This is a genomic window from Acidovorax sp. GW823-FHT02H02, from assembly GCF_058797075.1.
Genome location: NZ_JBXAJH010000029.1, coordinates 1 through 17,387 on the forward strand (window position 1 = coordinate 1; position 17,387 = coordinate 17,387).

General features: G+C 60.1%; 14 protein-coding genes and 1 pseudogene. 10 read left to right on the forward strand and 5 right to left on the reverse strand.

What is annotated here, in order from left to right; genetic code table 11:
- The coding region (locus AC1RDS_RS20175; protein ID WP_492227297.1) for a DsbA family protein at nt 1-500 on the forward strand (500 nt) is incomplete at its 5' end.
- 138 nt (nt 501-638) lie between these two features.
- On the opposite strand, the gene AC1RDS_RS20180 is transcribed toward AC1RDS_RS20175, so the two are convergent.
- Complete coding sequence (locus tag AC1RDS_RS20180) at nt 639-3,161, reverse strand: heavy metal translocating P-type ATPase (RefSeq protein WP_236637069.1); 2,523 nt, start codon at nt 3,159-3,161, stop codon at nt 639-641.
- Nucleotides 3,162-3,260: 99 nt separating this feature from the next.
- Between AC1RDS_RS20180 and cadR the strand changes: the two genes are divergently transcribed.
- The gene (gene cadR, locus AC1RDS_RS20185; RefSeq protein WP_114655504.1) at nt 3,261-3,758 is read left to right on the forward strand and encodes a Cd(II)/Pb(II)-responsive transcriptional regulator; all 498 of its coding nucleotides are present in this window, start codon (nt 3,261-3,263) and stop codon (nt 3,756-3,758) included.
- A 151-nt stretch (nt 3,759-3,909) separates the two neighbouring features.
- Here the strand turns inward: cadR and AC1RDS_RS20190 are convergent, their stop codons facing one another.
- Nucleotides 3,910-4,383: a CzcE family metal-binding protein gene (locus tag AC1RDS_RS20190; RefSeq protein WP_341240256.1), complete on the reverse strand. Its 474-nt coding sequence runs from the start codon at nt 4,381-4,383 to the stop codon at nt 3,910-3,912.
- A gap of 204 nt (nt 4,384-4,587) precedes the next feature.
- On the opposite strand from AC1RDS_RS20190, the pseudogene AC1RDS_RS20195 reads away from it, so the two are divergent.
- Nucleotides 4,588-5,093 (forward strand): annotated as a pseudogene (locus tag AC1RDS_RS20195) (DUF3363 domain-containing protein); the annotation flags it as partial.
- A gap of 68 nt (nt 5,094-5,161) precedes the next feature.
- Here AC1RDS_RS20195 and AC1RDS_RS20200 read toward each other — a convergent pair.
- The 3 genes from AC1RDS_RS20200 to AC1RDS_RS20210 all read right to left on the reverse strand — a co-directional run bounded on the left by AC1RDS_RS20200 (nt 5,162) and on the right by AC1RDS_RS20210 (nt 7,879).
- On the reverse strand, nt 5,162-5,509 hold the full coding sequence (locus AC1RDS_RS20200; protein ID WP_114655492.1) for a DUF4148 domain-containing protein: 348 nt from the start codon (nt 5,507-5,509) through the stop codon (nt 5,162-5,164).
- Between the two features lie 349 nt (nt 5,510-5,858).
- Nucleotides 5,859-7,196, reverse strand: a complete 1,338-nt coding sequence (locus AC1RDS_RS20205; RefSeq protein ID WP_423120217.1) for a heavy metal sensor histidine kinase — start codon at nt 7,194-7,196, stop codon at nt 5,859-5,861.
- The gene (locus AC1RDS_RS20210) at nt 7,193-7,879 is read right to left on the reverse strand and encodes a heavy metal response regulator transcription factor (RefSeq protein ID WP_114655494.1); all 687 of its coding nucleotides are present in this window, start codon (nt 7,877-7,879) and stop codon (nt 7,193-7,195) included. Before AC1RDS_RS20210 ends, AC1RDS_RS20205 begins: the two co-directional genes overlap by 4 nt.
- A gap of 157 nt (nt 7,880-8,036) precedes the next feature.
- On the opposite strand from AC1RDS_RS20210, the gene AC1RDS_RS20215 reads away from it, so the two are divergent.
- From AC1RDS_RS20215 to istA, 7 genes are all read left to right on the forward strand, one after another.
- The gene (locus AC1RDS_RS20215) at nt 8,037-8,372 is read left to right on the forward strand and encodes a DUF4148 domain-containing protein (protein WP_114655495.1); all 336 of its coding nucleotides are present in this window, start codon (nt 8,037-8,039) and stop codon (nt 8,370-8,372) included.
- A 77-nt stretch (nt 8,373-8,449) separates the two neighbouring features.
- Nucleotides 8,450-8,809, forward strand: coding sequence for a cation efflux protein, CzcI family (gene czcI / locus AC1RDS_RS20220; RefSeq protein ID WP_081739431.1), 360 nt, complete (start codon nt 8,450-8,452; stop codon nt 8,807-8,809).
- 157 nt (nt 8,810-8,966) lie between these two features.
- Nucleotides 8,967-10,325 (forward strand): TolC family protein, encoded by a 1,359-nt coding sequence (locus AC1RDS_RS20225; protein ID WP_024815611.1) that lies wholly within the window; start codon nt 8,967-8,969, stop codon nt 10,323-10,325.
- A gap of 2 nt (nt 10,326-10,327) precedes the next feature.
- Complete coding sequence (locus AC1RDS_RS20230; RefSeq protein ID WP_492227298.1) at nt 10,328-11,938, forward strand: efflux RND transporter periplasmic adaptor subunit; 1,611 nt, start codon at nt 10,328-10,330, stop codon at nt 11,936-11,938.
- Between the two features lie 15 nt (nt 11,939-11,953).
- The gene (locus AC1RDS_RS20235) at nt 11,954-15,142 is read left to right on the forward strand and encodes a CusA/CzcA family heavy metal efflux RND transporter (RefSeq protein WP_492227299.1); all 3,189 of its coding nucleotides are present in this window, start codon (nt 11,954-11,956) and stop codon (nt 15,140-15,142) included.
- Nucleotides 15,143-15,207: 65 nt separating this feature from the next.
- Nucleotides 15,208-15,588 carry a hypothetical protein gene (locus tag AC1RDS_RS20240; RefSeq protein ID WP_291324241.1) on the forward strand — a complete coding sequence of 127 codons (381 nt, stop codon included), beginning with the start codon at nt 15,208-15,210 and terminating at the stop codon, nt 15,586-15,588.
- Nucleotides 15,589-16,281: 693 nt separating this feature from the next.
- On the forward strand, nt 16,282-17,387 hold a 1,106-nt coding region (istA, locus tag AC1RDS_RS20245), incomplete at its 3' end, for an IS21 family transposase (RefSeq protein ID WP_492227300.1).

Sequence of the window (17,387 nt, forward strand, 5' to 3'; positions counted from 1 at the left end):
GGTCTACCCAGACCACCCCCGCGCCAGTGCTAGCTTTGCGTACCGTCACTTATTGCACTGAAAACGAGGAGACCCCGGTTGTGAAGGATTTGATGCAGCAGTACCCCAGCGAAGTGCGGCTGGTCATTCGCTATGCACCTTTCCACCAGGGCTCGGAGCAGGTGGTCAAGTTGCTGGAATCGGCGCGGCAGCAGGACAAGTACCAAGCCGTTCTGGAGGCGGTGCTGGCCGCGCAGCCACAGTGGGCGGACCATGGAAACCCCAACCTGGAGTTGGCCTACAAGGCGGCTGAGCAGGCGGGACTGGACATGCTACGGGCACGGGCGGACATGGCAGCACCTACGCTGGACGCCGTGCTGCAGCAGGACGTGCAAGACCTGACCGCCCTCAAAGTGGAGAAGACCCCCACCTTCTTCGTCAACGGGCGTGCACTGCCCAGCTTTGGCCACAAGCAGCTGGCTGAACTGGTGGCGCAAGAGGTTTCCAACTCCAAAAAATGAACGCGGACCATTGAGTAGAGGCGCCGCACAGCCGCTTCAATGGCAGGACTGCGCGCGCCCATCTGGCGGGCCCGGCCGCCGGGGCATGCCGGCGAACCGCACTACCCGAGTGGGCCCAGCGCGCGCACTGGCGCATGCTTAGTGGGAATGTGCATGCTCTTTCGTTTCTGAGCGGCTTGGCTTGGTGGCTGGCTCCACCTGTGTACCGCGAAGCAGACGCAGGCCGTTGGCCACCACCAGCAAGCTCGCTCCCATGTCCGCGAAGACAGCCATCCACATGGTTGCGGTGCCGACTACCGCCATCACCAGGAACACGCTCTTGATGCCCAACGCCAAGGTGATGTTCTGCCAGAGTATCGCGTGGGTGCGCTTGGACAGCCGCACAGTCTCCGCGACGCGCTCCAGGTTGTCATTCATGATGACCACGTCGGCTGCTTCCATGGCGGTGTCGGTGCCTGCGCCACCCATCGCAAAGCCGATATCGGCTTGGGCCAATGCCGGTGCATCGTTGATGCCATCGCCTGTCATGCCGGTGGCGCCGTAGCGCTTTTGCATCTCTTTGATGGCATCGAGCTTGGCTTCGGGCAGCAAATCACCGCGAGCGTCGTCGATGCCGGCCTGCGCCGCGATCGCCTTGGCCGTGGCTGTGTTGTCCCCGGTCAGCATGACCGAGGTCACCCCCAGCGCCTTGAGATCGACAATGGCCTGCTTGGAGGTCTCCCGGATCGTGTCAGCCACGGCAAACAGGGCCAGGACGCGGGATTCGTCTGCCAGGAGCGTCACCGTGCGGCCTTGCTTTTCGTGAATGGCCAGCTCCGCCTCCAAGTCCGGGGTGCACAGTCCTTGCTCATGGATCAGCCGGTGATTGCCCAGCACCAGGCGCAACCCGTTGACCACGCCCTCGACACCGCGCCCGGGCAAGGCCTTGAAGTTCTCGGCCTCCGGTCCTCGGACTTCCAGACCCTGGACGATTGCTTTGGAAACTGGGTGATCGGACCTGCCGGCCAGGCTGGCGGCCATCTGCTGGGTAGCAGCTTCGTCTCCCGTACCCCAGACTTTCCACTCCACCAGCTTGGGCTTGCCTTCGGTGATCGTGCCTGTCTTGTCCAGCGCCACCGCCTTCAGGAGCCTCGCGTCCTCCAGGTAGGTTCCACCCTTGATCAATATCCCGCGACGCGCGCCCGCGGCCAATCCGCTGACCACCGTGACAGGCGTGGAAATCACCAGGGCACACGGACAAGCAATCACCAGCAAGACCAGCGCCTTGTAGAGTGCTTCCAGCCATGTCAGGCCCATCAGAAAGGGCGTGAGCAAGGCCACCGCCACAGCGATGGCGAAGACCGCAGGCGTGTAGATGGCGGCGAACCGATCAACAAAGCGTTGTGTCGGTGCGCGGGTCCCCTGCGCTTGTTCGACGGCTTGAATGATCCTGGCAAGAGTGGTGTTGCTGGACAAGGCCGTTACTTGGAATTCCAGCTCACCAGTTTCATTGATGGTGCCGGCGAATACCTGGTCGCCAGGTGCCTTGTCCACGGGGATGCTCTCTCCCGTGACGGGGGCCTGGTTTATGGCCCCGTTGCCTTTGGTCACCTTACCGTCCAGCGGCACACGTTCGCCTGGTTTGATGCGCACGGTCGCGCCAATGGCCACCGAGGCGACCGGCGTGACGGTCCATGCGCCGTCAGGGCCGAGCACCAGCGCTTCTTCCGGCGCCAGTTCCAGCAAACCCTTGATGGCGTTTCGGGCCCGGTCCACAGCCTTGGCTTCGATCAGCTCGGCAATGGCGTACAGGGCCATCACCATGGCGGCCTCTGGCCACTGGCCAATGAGGAATGCGCCAGTGACGGCCACCGACATCAGGGCATTGATGTTGAGCTTGCCGCGCAGCAGCGCTGCAACGCCCTTCTTGTAGGTGTCGATACCTGCCAGCCAGATAGCCAGCGCGGCAATGGCCATGCCTGCCACCTTCCAGGCCATTTGATCGGGTGCGAAGAAGGAGAGCACCTCCGCTCCCGTGGCGAATACAAGCGCGGCAACTAGGCGGGAAATGCCACCGGCAAACCCGTGTTGATGGTCATCGCCTTCGGCATGTCCCGCTGCCTTTCCTTCTTCAGAACGCACAGCTGCAGCCACGGGCTGCGGATCGAAGCCCGCTTTGCGGATCGCCTCCAGGGCCAAGGGATACGCACTTTCTTGCGCATCGATCTTCAGCGTGCGCGCACCAAGCTGAAATCCCAAAGAGCGGATACCTTCCAGTGGCTCCAGCGCCCGACGGATTTCCGCCTCCTCGGCGCTGCAGTCCATGGTCGCGATTTTGAAAAGCTTGCCCTGGCTGATTTGGGGGGCTGATGCCGTGGCCACGGGCTGCGGATCGAATCCCGCTTTGCGGATCGCCTCCAGGGCCAAGGGGTACGCACTTTCTTGCGCATCGATCTTCAGCGTGCGCGCGCCAAGCTGAAATCCCAAAGAGCGGATACCTTCCAGTGGCTCCAGCGCCCGGCGGATTTCCGCCTCCTCGGCGCTGCAGTCCATGGTCGCGATTTTGAAAAGCCTGGCCTGGCCAGAAACGCTGGCGGTCACATTGCCAGGCGTGGCAGGACTTGAACGACCTGCGGAACAGCAGGAGTCAACGCTTGTGGAGGTGCTGGTTTCTGGTTTCATGGCCTAATTGGAAACCCTATAGTGACTTTAAAGTCAAGTGGTAGCACAGAAATGCATCGTGCGGCGTTCTACAGCAAGCTCATTTTTGAAAGCGGAGCAATGAAAATTGGCGAACTGGCCAAGGCCACCGGCACGCAGACAGAAACCATCCGCTACTACGAGCGGGTGCAACTGCTGCCGACAGCAAAGCGCACGGAAAGCAACTACAGGGTGTACGACGGTAGCCACGTCGAGCGTCTGGCCTTCATCCGGCACTGTCGCAGCCTGGACATGACACTCGATGAGATCCGCGTGCTGCTGCATTTCAAAGACGCGCCCGGTGAGAACTGCGGCGCGGTGGACGCGCTGCTGCAGGCACATATCGGGCACGTGGTTGACCGTATTCGAGAACTTCAGGCGCTGGAAGCAGAGTTGCGCAGTTTGCAGCGGCAGTGTTCATCTGGTCATTTGGCCGGGGACTGCGGCATCTTGGGCGGTCTGGTAATTGCCGCGCGTCAACACAACCACATCCCACCAACCCCACCCATCGAGTCGCATCTGCCTGGAGTGCATCGCGAAATCGGTACCGGTACCAAACAGCGCGGCGTCAAGCACTGACTTACCAACCCTACCTTGACGCGCGCCGGCCGCCCGAGGGTGATGCACAGTCCGATTTTTTCGTGCCGCTGCTGTACGACGTGGCGACCAAAGATATCCAATGATGCCCCTCCCTGCTTGACAGCAACCCTCAGGCGCGGCGCGTGACCCCTTAGTTCCGGGTCAACGGGTTTTGCGCGACATACACGTTGAGCGACTTGCCCGTGAATCCGGCTGGCGCGATCTTTGCCAGGTCCACGGGCCGGCGATCGAGCCCGTTGAACGTCCACGAGAACTCCTTGCCTTCGCTGCGGAACGTGACCGTATCACCGTAGGCAACGTTCAGGTGCCGGGCGGTTGAGACATCCACGACTCGGGCTTTGGCGGCCTGCTGAGCGGGTTGACCGTAGAACGATTGACCGTTGGCAAACGTGTCAGCTGCCATGGCAGACGCAGAGGCCATGCCGAAAATAATGGCCACCTGGATGAGGCGAGTCGAACGCATGTAGAGTTCCTTCTTAATGATGACCGCGCCGCCGATGTCGGCGCAGTGACGCCTTGGGGCGACATGAAGGACTCTAGCGATCCGTAACCAACAGATAGCGATCATCTGGATGACAAATTTGTCATCTGCAGCAGCGCGCAAGGTGCGTGTTTGTGCAGACCCAATGGGCTGAACTTCGCGGGCAGCTGGCTGCCTCATCGTCGGGCTATACGCATGTCTCGGTCACTGTAAAACCTGTGAACTTGACTCTGCACCCGCTACAGGGTTTTCAATAGCATCGGATCACAAGAAGGAAGAGGCGCAGGGAACGCGCGCATCGACTCAAGGCTTTGTCGATCGACGTGGGTGGCCGTGGAGATGACGCACCTGCCCATTGAGCGGCAGGCGCGCGTGATTGGGGCCGCCTGGCTGGACCAGCAGTTGATCGGCGCCGGTAAAGAGCTGAGCTAACTAGGGTTTGGCAGCGCGGCCAAGGAAGTACTACAGAAACGCGCCGACTTCCTGGCCGACTAGGGTCTGACCGAGCGGCGCGGGCAGCGCATCATCCTGACGCGCAATCTTCCGGCGACGCTGCGCAACCGCGAGCTGTCGCATGCCGCGAAGACATTGCCGCTGAAACCGGGCTGGAGCATCGGCCCCTCCCCGATAGGGAGCGCGTAGCGGGCATCTACCGGCGAAGCGTGATGCTCGCCAGCGGGCGCTACGCCATGCTCAATGACGGCCTGGGATTTTGCCTGGTGCCGTGGAAGCCGGTAATCGAGCAGCAGTTGGGAAAGCAGGTTGCCGCGACGGTGCGCGGCAGTGGGGTGGCATGGGAAATTGGGCGGCGGCCTGGGCTTTCCCGAGGTTAGTCAGGCCGACGCCAGAGATCTCAAAGGCTGGGTTCAGCATAATCCGCTGGAACCGCAACTGGGGGCGATCAACCCGGATAGTAGAGACGCTGACGCGCGTCGCGTTCGGCAGGTGACTCGTTCAGCATTTCGTTGATCACTTCCTGACGAGTTTTCCCTGGGCCCACATTAGGCACAGGCATTGGGTAGTTGCTCTCGCCATAAGAGAGGAGTCCTTGCTGCATGGCAGCCTTGGTTTCCGCGATAACCTGCTCTCGCGTCTTATCGCTCTTCCAGTGTTCCGGGTGAACGATGATGCCCTTTTCATTGTTGGCAGGATGCTCGTACGCTGCCGAAGCCATCCCTGGAAGACCCAGAGTGACCACTGCGGCCACTGCTGCGATCATGGAAGAAAGGGAGAGACGACGTTGAGTCATGGCTAAGGTCCTTATAGAAGTCAGTAAATTTTGCATCTCCCATGCCTTTGCCAAGCGATGATGAGATGTGTTCATCGTAGAAATCCTGACCCAACAGAACGCGGACAGCACGATGACTTTTCTGTCATCTTTTGCTGTTCTTGACCTTATCGCGGTGACAAGGCCCGACCATGAAGACATGGGAAAATATCCTGCATGGGAGTAAGTGCGATGGAGTCGCTTCGGTCAATTGCAGAACATCCAACCCGAAAACACGAACTCATAAATCAGAAAATCGATCCAGCCCCCCCTGAAGAAGCACAGTTCGGGCTCATGGATGCGTAAGTGGGATCACCGGCACCAGAGCTCGTTACAGAGCGCGGATTTCCATCCCGACAATCGTCACCCCGTTCTCTGACCATGCAACCGGCTCACCCTGGTGCATGCGAGCGATCGCGCCAACGATGGCCAAGCCGAGGCCATGGTTGCTTTGCCCATGGCTGCGAGCGGGATCGCCGCGGAAGAATCGATCAAACAGGTGCGGAAGTACCTCTGGATCGATGGTATCTCCGCAGTTAGCGACACGGATCAGCACGCGGTCCTCATCAGAAGGCTTGAAGGTGACCTGGACGATCGAGCCATTTTTTGCGTATCGGGTGGCGTTGCCTAGCAGGTTTGACAGGGCCCGGCGCAACAGCGGCACGTCAAAGGCACCATGGGCATCGCCCACCACTTCGGCGGTGAGACCGGCCTCGGCCAGCGCCGCCTCGTGGTAGTCCAACACGTCTGCAGCCATCGATGCAAGGCTAACTACGGGAGCGCGGCGTGCGCCCACGCCCCGATCCGCCTGGGACAGGAACAGCATGTCGTTGACAATGGCGGTCAGGCGATGTAATTCCTCCAGGTTGGAAGCTAGGACCTCTCGCATGTCCTCCTGTTCAGGGCGCCTTAGCGCCAGTTCATTGTTGGCAATGAGCGTGGCCAGTGGCGTGCACAACTCGTGCGCTACGTCGGCATTGAAGCCCTCCATCTGTGAGTAGGCATTTTCGATGCGTTCCAGGAGCGCATTGAACTGGTCGATCAGGGGCACGAGTTCAAGGGGTTGCTCTGCACCGTCGAGCCGGTGGTGCAGGTTGTCCGCCGACAACGCACGCGTCTGGCTGACCAGTCTTCGAACGGGCGCCAGGCCCAGGTTGACCAGGGAGAAGCCACCCAGCGAAACCACGATGGCCCCTCCGATGGCTGCCACCAGCAAGGTAAGTGCAAGCCGGTGCAGCAACTGGTTGTCCGTTTGGATGTCCAACGATAACCGGACGCGCAAAACCTTGGAGGGGGGCTGGCCCGCAGTCTGTGCAACCTCGAACTGCCGTTGACGCCACACCGTCTTCGCATTCTGGTTGCGGGTGTGTGCGTAGAGCACGGCCCCGTCGCCCCGAGTCACTTCAAGCGACAGATCTCCGTGCCCCACCAGGAAATCGTCGAGCTTGTGCGCGAGGTCTTCTGACTTCCCGTGCTCTTTACCGTCCGCCAACAGGTGTCGAATGACATTCTCTTTTTGGGCCAGCGTGTCCTCTTGCCGATCACGGAAATTGAACTCGGTCACCAGATACACAGCCAGACAGACCAACCCGAGGCCGGCAAAGCTTTGCAGCGCCAGCCACCAGGAAAGCCGCTGGCGCAGTGAGCGATATTGGATCAGTGCATTCATTCCTTGCGCTCTTCCATGATGTAACCCATACCCCGAACGGTGTGAAGCAGTGCCTTCTCGAAGGGCGCATCGATCTTGTTGCGCAAGCGCCGGATGGCCACCTCCACCACGTTGGTGTTGCTGTCGAAATTCATGTCCCACACCTGCTCGGCAATCTCGGTGCGAGACAGTACCTCGCCGTTCCTTCGCAGGAACAGTGTCAGAAGCAGGAACTCCTTGGCGGTCAGCTCCAACTTCTGACCGCCGCGGAACGCCTTGCGCCGCACCAAGTCCACGTCGAGATCGGCAAGGCGCAGTTGCGTGGGCTCTGCCGCATCCCGTGTGCCATGCGTGCGCCTCAGGAGCACCTGGATGCGTGCGTTAAGTTCGGAAAACGCGAAGGGCTTAACCAGATAGTCGTCAGCACCTGTCTGCAGTCCCAGCACGCGGTCCTCGACGCTCACCCTCGCTGTCAACATCAAAACGGGTGTCTGCCTGGATTTGCGAAAAGCGGTGAGGAGGCTGAAACCGTCGATCCCTGGGAGCATCGCGTCCAGCACCAGCAGGTCGTGCCCGCCTTCGAGGGCCATGTGCAGCCCATCCACGCCGTTGTGGGCTACGTCCACCACGTAGCCGACCTCTCCTAGTCCCTTGCGCAGGTACTCAGCAAGCTTGACTTCGTCTTCAATGAGCAAAATTTTCATGACGCCATTGTCGAAGCATGCGGGGTATTCAAATATTACGAATTTGTCATCTGGCTGTTGGTGTCTTGTCGCGGTTCGCTTTCTAAAGTTCATCTCGTGTCGCAAGGCATCGCCTAGGCAAATCGCCAAGTGCTTACCTGAACCCAGAGAAAAAACCATGATTGTTCGCAAACCCCTCGCGCTTTCCCTGATCGCCCTTGCCATCGCGGCTCCAGGTTTGGCGTCTGCATCCTCGCTGTATCACCCTGCAGATGGCGAAGTGGGATTTACCACCCATCCCGACCATTTCCAGAGCGCGATGTCCCGTGCCGACGCTCTTCAGGCGGTGACCGTCGCCCGTAAGGACGGCACACTGGCGATCATCGCGCGCGGTGGTGCTCTGCCTGTCAAGGCAATGAGCCCCTCCAAGACCCGTGAGCAGGTGCAACAGGAATACCTGAGCATGTCTGCCGCTGAAAAACAGCGTATGAAGGAACTGTACTCCGGCAGCTGATTTTCAACGCATCGCCTCTATCCAGAGTCTATCCTTGCTCACACGAAGACTTCATTGTCGCGTGCTAGACTCAAAAAATGCGCCGCTTGATAGCTGTTTTTATACTGGCATTGCTACCGCTCCAGTTCAGCTGGTCTGCGGTTGCTAGCTATTGCATGCATGAACGCGCTACGGCTCAGACACAACATGTGGGGCATCATGAGCATGAGCATGAGGCCAAAAGCGTGGTTGACCCAGCAGACAAGAACGGGCAAAACGCCGACCAGGTTGATTCCGATTGCTGGGTTTGCCATGGCGTCGGCATCGGCGTCTTCAACTTGTCCTATGCCAAGCAAGGCGGCTCTCATGACAGTAGTTTGGATGCCCAGCCCAGCGAGCGGTTGGCTTGTGTAACGCCCAATCCCCCTGACCGCCCTCAGTGGTCCGTCCTCGCCTAATCGGCGGGGTATCTCTCCTTCCTTCAGTCATTCGTGTCCGCCCCTCTGGCGGATGTAGTTGCGCGTGTCGCGGCTGTGATGAGTGACGAGTTGCCAAGCAACTGCACGGTTGCCACCCCACTGATTCCTTTGTGTTTTGAAATCACTGGAGAATCGAATGTTCAAGGGTATTTACCTTCAAGGAAAGCCGCAGGCATGGCGCGGCCGCAAGAAAATCGGGCTCGCAGCTAGCGCGGCGGCCATATTGCTGGTCGCCGCCTCCGGCAGTGCCCTTTCGCAGGGCGTGTCACAACGGCCCGTCGTTGGCGAGGAAGCACTTCAGACTGCCGCAACAGCACCCGCTACGCCGCTGTCGCTGACCAAGGCAATCGAACTGGCTTTGGAGGGAAGTCCCGAGGTGGCAGCGGCGACGCGCCAGTGGGAGGCAACCGAGGGGCAAGTTCTGCAAGGGCGCGCACGCCCCAATCCAGAGCTCGCCTATTCGCTGGAAGACGCGCGCTCCAGAACGCGCACGCAAAGTTGGCAGCTCAATCTTCCGGTGGAACTGGGGGGGAAGCGTGCTGCGCGCACCAAGGCAGCTGAAAAGTCCCGCGAGCAGGCGCAGGCCCAACTCAACGAGCTGAAGGCAGCCTTGCGAGCCAACGTGGCTACAGCCTATTTCGACGTGCTGACTGCGCAAGAGCGCCTGGTGCTCGCCAAGGACAGCGTGGCGCTGGCCAAGTCTTCAACCGACACTGTCGCTAAGCGGGTGGCTGCCGGCAAAGTGTCGCCTGTCGAAGAGTCCAAGGCCCGGGTTGCGGAAGCGGGTATTCGCGTCGAGCTCGCCCAGGCGGCGAGCGAACAACGCAATGCCCTGTCTCGTCTGTTCGCGCTATTGGGAAAGATCGAAGCGCCTTTCACGGTCCTGGAGGGCAAGGCCGAAAACCTCCCCCCTGTACCGAAACTCGCCGATCTTCAGTCCCTTATTTCTTCTTCGCCAGCGGTTGTCCTGGCAAGGATCGAGGTGGATCGACGCAAGGCCTTGACCGACCTGGAACAAAGCAAGCGGGTGCCGGACATCACCGTCAGCGCTGGTATACAGCGCAGCAACGAAACGCAGCGAAACATTCTTCTTTTCGGTGTCTCCGTACCTCTGCCCGTGTTTGACCGAAACCAAGGCAATCTCCTCGAAGCACTGAAGCTGGAGGACAAGGCCCGAGACGAGTTGCAGGGGGCCACCGTGCGCCTGCACAGCGAAGTGGCGCAGGCCCAGGAGAGGCTGTCCACGATCGCGGCAGAGGTCCAGTCACTGCGTCAGGACGTCCTTCCGGGCGCGAAGTCCGCTTACGACGCCGCAACCATTGGCTTCGAAAACGGCAAGTTCAATTTCCTGGAGGTGCTCGATGCGCAGCGCACCTACTTCACCGCCAAATCCCAATATCTCAAAGCACTTGGCGAGGCACATCGCGCAGCAGCCGATGTCGACCGTCTGCTCGGCGGCTCTACCGGTCCACGCCTGATCGCAACGCAGAACTGAAAATGACCATGAACACCAGCAAATCCATCATCAGCAAAAAGCACTTGATCGCCATTGCCGTCGTCCTTGCATTGGGGGTCGGAGCGGGAGCCTTCATCCTTCAGGGCGGCGGTAAACCCAAAGCCGCGGCCGCCGAGGGTGATGGCCACGGTCACGGCGGCCACACCGAGGCCAAGGAGCACGGCGATGGTGAGCACCATGGCAAAGGCGGGGAAAAGGGCCACGACGATGACAAGGGCCATGCGGACGGCGAGCACCACGAAAAGAGCGAAGCCAAGGGTGCCCATGGCGGTACCGTCTTCAAGGAAGGCGATTTCAGTCTGGAAGCACTGCTGTCGGAAGATGGTGGCGAGCCTCGGCTGCGAATCTGGCTGTTCGATAAAGACAAGGCCCTACCCCTGAGCGCGGCAACGGTCACGGCAACAGTGACCCGCCCGACGGACGAAAAGCAAAAGCTGACATTTGCTGCGGAAAAAGACAACCTGGTCAGCCGCGAGATCGTTGCCGAACCCCATGCGTTCGACATCGAGATCATTGCGCAGACTGCCACAGAGCCCTTCATGTTCGTGATGAGCAAGGAAGAAGGAAAGATCGAACTGACCGACGCACAGATCAAGGCGGCATCGATCAGTGTGGACACCGTGTCGGCAGCCAACATCAAGACGGCACTGCTTTTGCCCGGCGAGATCCGGCTGAACGAAGACCGCACTTCGCACGTTGTCCCCCGTCTTGCGGGAGTGGTGGAAAGTGTCAGCGCCAACCTTGGCCAAGTCGTCAAGAAAGGGCAGGTGCTGGCCGCCATCGCAAGCCCGACCGCCTCAGAGCAGCGCAGCGAGTTGCAGACCGCTCAAAAGCGATTGGCGCTGGCCAAGACCACATACGAGCGGGAGAAGAAGCTGTGGGAGCAGAAGGTCTCGGCTGAACAGGACTACCTCCAGGCCAAGCAGGCCCTGAGCGAAGCGGAGGTGGCTGTAGCCAACGCCAATCAGAAACTGAGTGCGCTGGGCCTGTCCACCTCGTCGGTGTCTGGTTTGAATCGCATCGAACTGCGTGCGCCTTTCAACGGCATCGTCATCGAGAAGCACCTTAGTCTCGGCGAAGCCGTGAAAGAAGATGCAGCCGTGTTCACCATCTCGGATCTCACCCAGGTGTGGGCGGAGATCAACGTTCCGGCAAAAGACTTGCCGTCGGTGAGGGTGGGCGAGAAGGTCACCATCAAGGCCACGGCGTTTGAGGCATCCGCCACTGGCACCGTCGCTTTTGTGGGCGCGCTGATCGGGGAGCAGACCCGCACAGCGAAGGCCCGCGTGGTTCTGGAAAATCCCAAGGGCGCCTGGCGTCCCGGCCTGTTCGTGAACGTTGAAGTTGTGTCCGAAGAAACGGCGGCGCCTGTGACGATCTCGGCTGACGCCGTGCAGAACGTCGGAGAAAAGCCTGTTGTGTTCCTCAAGGTCAACGGCGGCTTCATTACCCAGCCAGTGAAACTTGGTCGAAGCGATGGCAAGCGGATCGAGGTCCTTCAGGGACTCAAGTCTGGCATGTCCTACGCCTCATCGGGCAGCTTCGTTGTGAAGTCCGAGCTCGGCAAGGGATCTGCCGAACACACGCACTAATCACGGAGCCCACACATGTTTGAAAAACTGATTCGATTTTCAATCGAACAACGATGGTTGGTGCTGCTTGCGGCCCTCGCGATGGCTGCGCTCGGCGTTTTCAGCTATCAGAAGCTGCCCATCGACGCTGTCCCCGACATCACGAACGTACAGGTTCAGATCAACACGCAGACACCGGGTTACTCGCCGCTGGAGACGGAGCAGCGGGTCACGTACCCTATCGAGACGGTCATGGCCGGCCTGCCGAACCTGGAACAAACCAGGTCGCTTTCGCGCTATGGCCTGTCGCAGGTGACCGTCATCTTCAAGGACGGCACCGACATCTATTTCGCACGTCAGCTCGTCAACGAGCGCATCCAGGAAGCGCGCGACAAGCTGCCCGCCGGTATCACGCCGGCACTGGGGCCCATCTCCACCGGGCTGGGGGAAATCTATCTCTGGACGGTCGAAACCAAGGACGGGGCGAAGAAGCCCGACGGCTCACCCTACACCCCAACCGACCTGCGCGAGATCCAGGATTGGATCATCAAGCCGCAACTGCGAAACGTCCCAGGCGTGACGGAAATCAACTCCATTGGTGGCTTCGCCAAGGAGTATCAGATAGCGCCAATCCCCGAGCGCCTGGCTTCACTGGGCGTGACGATGCAGGATGTGGTCACCGCTCTAGAGCGCAACAATGGCAATGTCGGCGCGGGTTATATCGAAAAGCGCGGCGAGCAATACCTCATCCGGGCGCCAGGACAGGTGAAGTCCCTGGAAGACATCGGCAACGTGATCCTCAGCAGTGTCAACGGCGTGCCCGTGCGCATCCGGGACGTGGCGGAAGTGGGTATTGGCCGGGAGCTGCGCACTGGCGCAGCCACAGACAACGGCCGCGAAGTGGTTCTCGGGACAGTGTTCATGCTGATCGGCGAAAACAGCCGAACCGTCTCGCAGGCCGTGAGCGAGAAGATGGTGGAGGTCAACAAGAGTCTTCCGGACGGAGTCCACGCGGTGACCGTCTATGACCGTACGGTGCTCGTTGACAAGGCCATCAGTACGGTGAAGAAGAACCTGCTGGAAGGTGCCGTCCTCGTGATCGTGATCCTGTTCCTTTTTCTGGGCAACATCCGTGCCGCCGTCATCACGGCAATGGTCATCCCCTTGTCGATGCTTTTTACCTTCACGGGTATGGTTCAGTACAAGGTGAGCGCCAACCTGATGAGCCTGGGAGCGTTGGACTTCGGCATCATCATCGACGGAGCGGTGGTGATCGTTGAGAACTGCGTACGGAGACTTGCCCATGCACAAGCGCACCACGGTCGGCCACTGACGCGGGCTGAGCGCTTCCATGAGGTGTTTTTGGCATCCCAGGAGTCAAGGCGTCCATTGCTGTTCGGACAGCTCATCATCATGGTGGTGTACCTGCCCATCTTCGCGCTGACAGGCGTTGAAGGGAAGATGTTCCACCCCATGGCATTCACGGTGGTCGCGGCACTGCTGGGCGCCATGGTTCTGTCGGTGACATTCATCCCCGCAGCGGTGGCCCTGTTCATCGGCAATCGGGTCAGCGAGAAGGAAAACTTCCTGCTGGGCCATGCCAAGCGCTTGTATGGTCCACTGCTCGACCGTGTCATGGCCGCCAAGGCGGTCGTACTGACCGCAGCTGCAGTTGCGGTGATCTTGTGCGGGTTGATCGCCACGCGTATGGGCAGCGAGTTTGTACCCAATCTCAATGAAGGCGACTTTGCGATCCAGGCGCTGCGCATCCCAGGCACCAGCCTTTCCCAGTCAGTCCAAATGCAGCAGCAGATTGAAAGGACCTTGAAAGAGAAATTCCCCGAGATCGAGCGCATCTTCGCCAGAACCGGTACTGCGGAGATTGCCTCGGACCCCATGCCGCCGAACATTTCGGACGGGTACATCATGCTCAAGCCAATGGCCGAATGGCCCGAACCTCGAAAAACCCGCGACGAATTACTCGCGGCGATTCAGGAAGTCATCGGGAAAATCCCGGGCAACAACTATGAGTTTTCCCAGCCCATTCAGCTGCGCTTCAACGAGCTGATCTCGGGTGTGCGAAGCGATGTGGCAGTCAAGATCTTCGGCGACGACATGGAGGTGCTCAACAAGTCCGCTGAAGAAGTCTCAGCGATGCTGCAGAAGATCCAGGGCTCCTCTGAGGTGAAGGTCGAGCAGACGACGGGCCTTCCGATGCTGACCGTGAACATCGACCGCCAGAAGGCCGCACGCTATGGGCTGAACGTTGCTGACGTCCAGGACACCGTGGCTACGGCCATCGGCGGACGGGAGGCAGGCACGATGTTTGAAGGAGATCGTCGATTCGACATTCTGGTCCGTCTCCCCGAGACCGTCCGCAATGATTTGGAAGCGATGAAGCGGCTGCCCATACCGCTGCCGCGCTCTGAGAGTGGTACGGAGACCAAGACCAATTTCATCCCGTTGGGTGAGGTGGCGACGTTCGAGCTTGCCCCTGGCCCCAACCAGGTCAGCCGCGAGAACGGCAAGCGACGTATCGTGGTGAGCACCAATGTGCGGGGTCGCGACGTGGGTTCGTTCGTAGCGGAGGCTGAACAAGGCCTGGCCCAGATCAAGATTCCTACCGGCTACTGGACGAGCTGGGGCGGCACCTTTGAAAACCTGCAATCGGCAACCAAGCGCCTGCAGATTGTTGTGCCGGTTTCCCTGCTGCTTGTCTTCGTCCTGTTGTTCGCAATGTTCGGAAATGCCAAGGATGGACTGCTGGTCTTTACGGGCATCCCATTCGCTTTGACGGGGGGCATCCTGGCGCTGTGGCTGCGCGATATCCCTATGTCCATCTCCGCTGCCGTGGGCTTCATTGCACTCTCTGGCGTAGCAGTGCTCAACGGGCTGGTGATGATTTCCTACATCCGCAGCTTGAGGGAGGACGGTGTTGGGCTTGATGCAGCGATTCGCGAAGGCGCTTTGACCCGGTTGCGGCCAGTGCTCATGACTGCGCTCGTGGCATCGCTGGGCTTCATTCCCATGGCCATCGCTACAGGCACAGGCGCCGAAGTTCAGCGGCCTTTGGCAACGGTAGTAATCGGTGGAATTCTCTCTTCCACACTGCTCACGCTGCTCGTTCTGCCAATTCTTTACCGTCTGGCCCACAGGCCCGATGAGAAAGATGAGGACGTTTCGGCCGAGCCCTCGCACCCGCCGGACGTGTCCGCTCCCGTGTAGTTGTGAAAGGTCCCGCTCGCGGCGGGACCTCTCCTTTCCATAAATCTCGCTCCAAAGGAACTTTCATGAAATTCTCTCAAGTCCTCATCGCGCTCGCGGTATCGATCTCCGGCACGGCCTTCGCTGCCGATGACCACGGCCACGAAGCCAAGCCGATGCACGGGGGCGTCACCGCTCAAGCGAAAGATGTGGACTACGAGCTGGTGGCCAAGGCCGACAAGCTGCAACTGTTCATGCGCGACCACGGCAAGCCGTTTGACGTTTCAGGCATGACCGCGAAGGCCACTCTCCTGGCGGGTAGCGACAAGCAGGAAGTCCAGCTCCAGCCCGTGGATGGCAAGCTCGAAGCCGCCGGCAATTTCAAGGTCGCCTCAGGCACAAAAGCCGTGGTTGCAGTCTCGAAGGTTGGAAAGGCCGTGGCTTCCGTCCGCTTCACGCTGAAGTAGCGCGAACGAGATCGCAACTGCCATGCGGTATGGCCAAGTGGCAACTCCAAGTTTGGCAAGAACTCCCCGCACGAGGGGAGATGTCGCTGCGCGGGGTGCCGACGTCACCTACAGCCTTGGTGCGCGCCGCCCTGCGGAGAAAGCATGACGCCCGTCGGGTTCGGCGAGTGGAGTGATACATGTCTATGCAGCCGGTCCAGGACGGACTATTTACCAAACTGTTCTGGATATGGATCGGGTTGCTGATATCCGTGTTGGTATTCTGGAGCCTGCGTCATCTCTGGCTAAAGTATCACCCGCCGCTGGAGGTGCGAACCAAGTACAGCCGTCGCCTTGCAAAAAGACTGAGAGAGAATCAGGCGCTGCGCTTTCAGTCCAGATCACCCAAGAGGCCGCGATCTCGCGATCACCACTGAGTGGTACTGAAGGCCCTACCATATCGGTGCAGTAGCTTCGGCTGCTGATCGCAAAGGCCGACTGATTTCAATAGCGGTGCTTGGCTGCATGCAGTTTGCACCACAGCATCAAAAAATGAGGTCAAGACACCATGGCATTCAGACCCTATTGGATCGTGACTGTTGATTTCCACGTAAATCTGACCCCTCTGGACTGAGTTTTTTCACCCAACTTTGACCCCTTGAGTAACGTCTCCTGCTTGTTTTTTGAGCAGGAGGGAATCAAGGAGTGATCAACGTGGGAACACTGGCAAAGATCCGCAGGATGCACCTGCGCGATGGCCTTCCAATCAAAGAGATCGAGCGGCGCACGGGCCTGGCAAGGAACACCATCAAGGCCTGGCTGCGCAAGGGCGAGATGGTCGAGCCCAAGTACCCCCAGCGGGTCAACCAGACCAAGCTTGACGGCTATACCGAAACGCTGGCGACCTGGCTCAAGGCCGACCTGCACCGCGGCAAACGTGATCGCCGCACCATCAAGGCCTTGTACGAAGGCCTGGTCGAGCAGGGCTACACCGGTGGCTACGGCCGGGTGGCGGCCTTTGCCCGGCGCTGGCGAGCGGAGCAGTCGGGCAAGGTCGGCAAGGGTGCTTTCGTGCCGCTGAAGTTCGCCCTGGGCGACGCCTTCCAGTTCGACTGGAGCACCGAGTACGCCTGGGTGGGCGGGCTGCGCCGGCGTCTGGAGGTGGCCCACACCAAGCTGTGTGGCAGCCGTGCCTTCTGGCTGGTGGCCTATCCGAGCCAGAGCCACGAGATGCTGTTTGATGCCCATGCCCGGGCGTTTGCCGCCTTCGGCGGTGTGCCCCAGCGGGGCATCTACGACAACATGAAGACGGCCGTGGACAAGGTTGGCGCCGGCAAGAAACGCGCGGTCAACGCCCGCTTTGAGGCCATGACCGGCCACTACCTGTTCGAGCCCGAGTTCTGCAACGTCGCCAGCGGCTGGGAGAAGGGCATCGTCGAGAAGAACGTGCGCGACCGGCGCATCAGCATCTGGCACAAGGCGACCAAGCAGCGCTGGCCCAACATGCAGTCGCTCAATACGTGGCTGGAGGGCGAGTGCCGCGCTGCCTGGGCCGAACTCAACCACCCTGAGTGGTCGACGCTGAAGGTGGCCGACGTGCTGCAGGATGAGCAGCAGCGCCTGATGCCCAACCCCCGCCCGTTTGACGGCTACATCGAGGTGCTGGCGCGTGTCTCCAGCACGGCGCTGGTGCACCTTCAGCGCAACCGCTACAGCGTGCCCACCGAGCACGCCCACGAGGTGGTCAGCCTACGCCTGTATCCCGAACGCATTGATGTGGTGGCCGAGAACTCCCGCATCGCCAGCCATGCGCGCAGCTT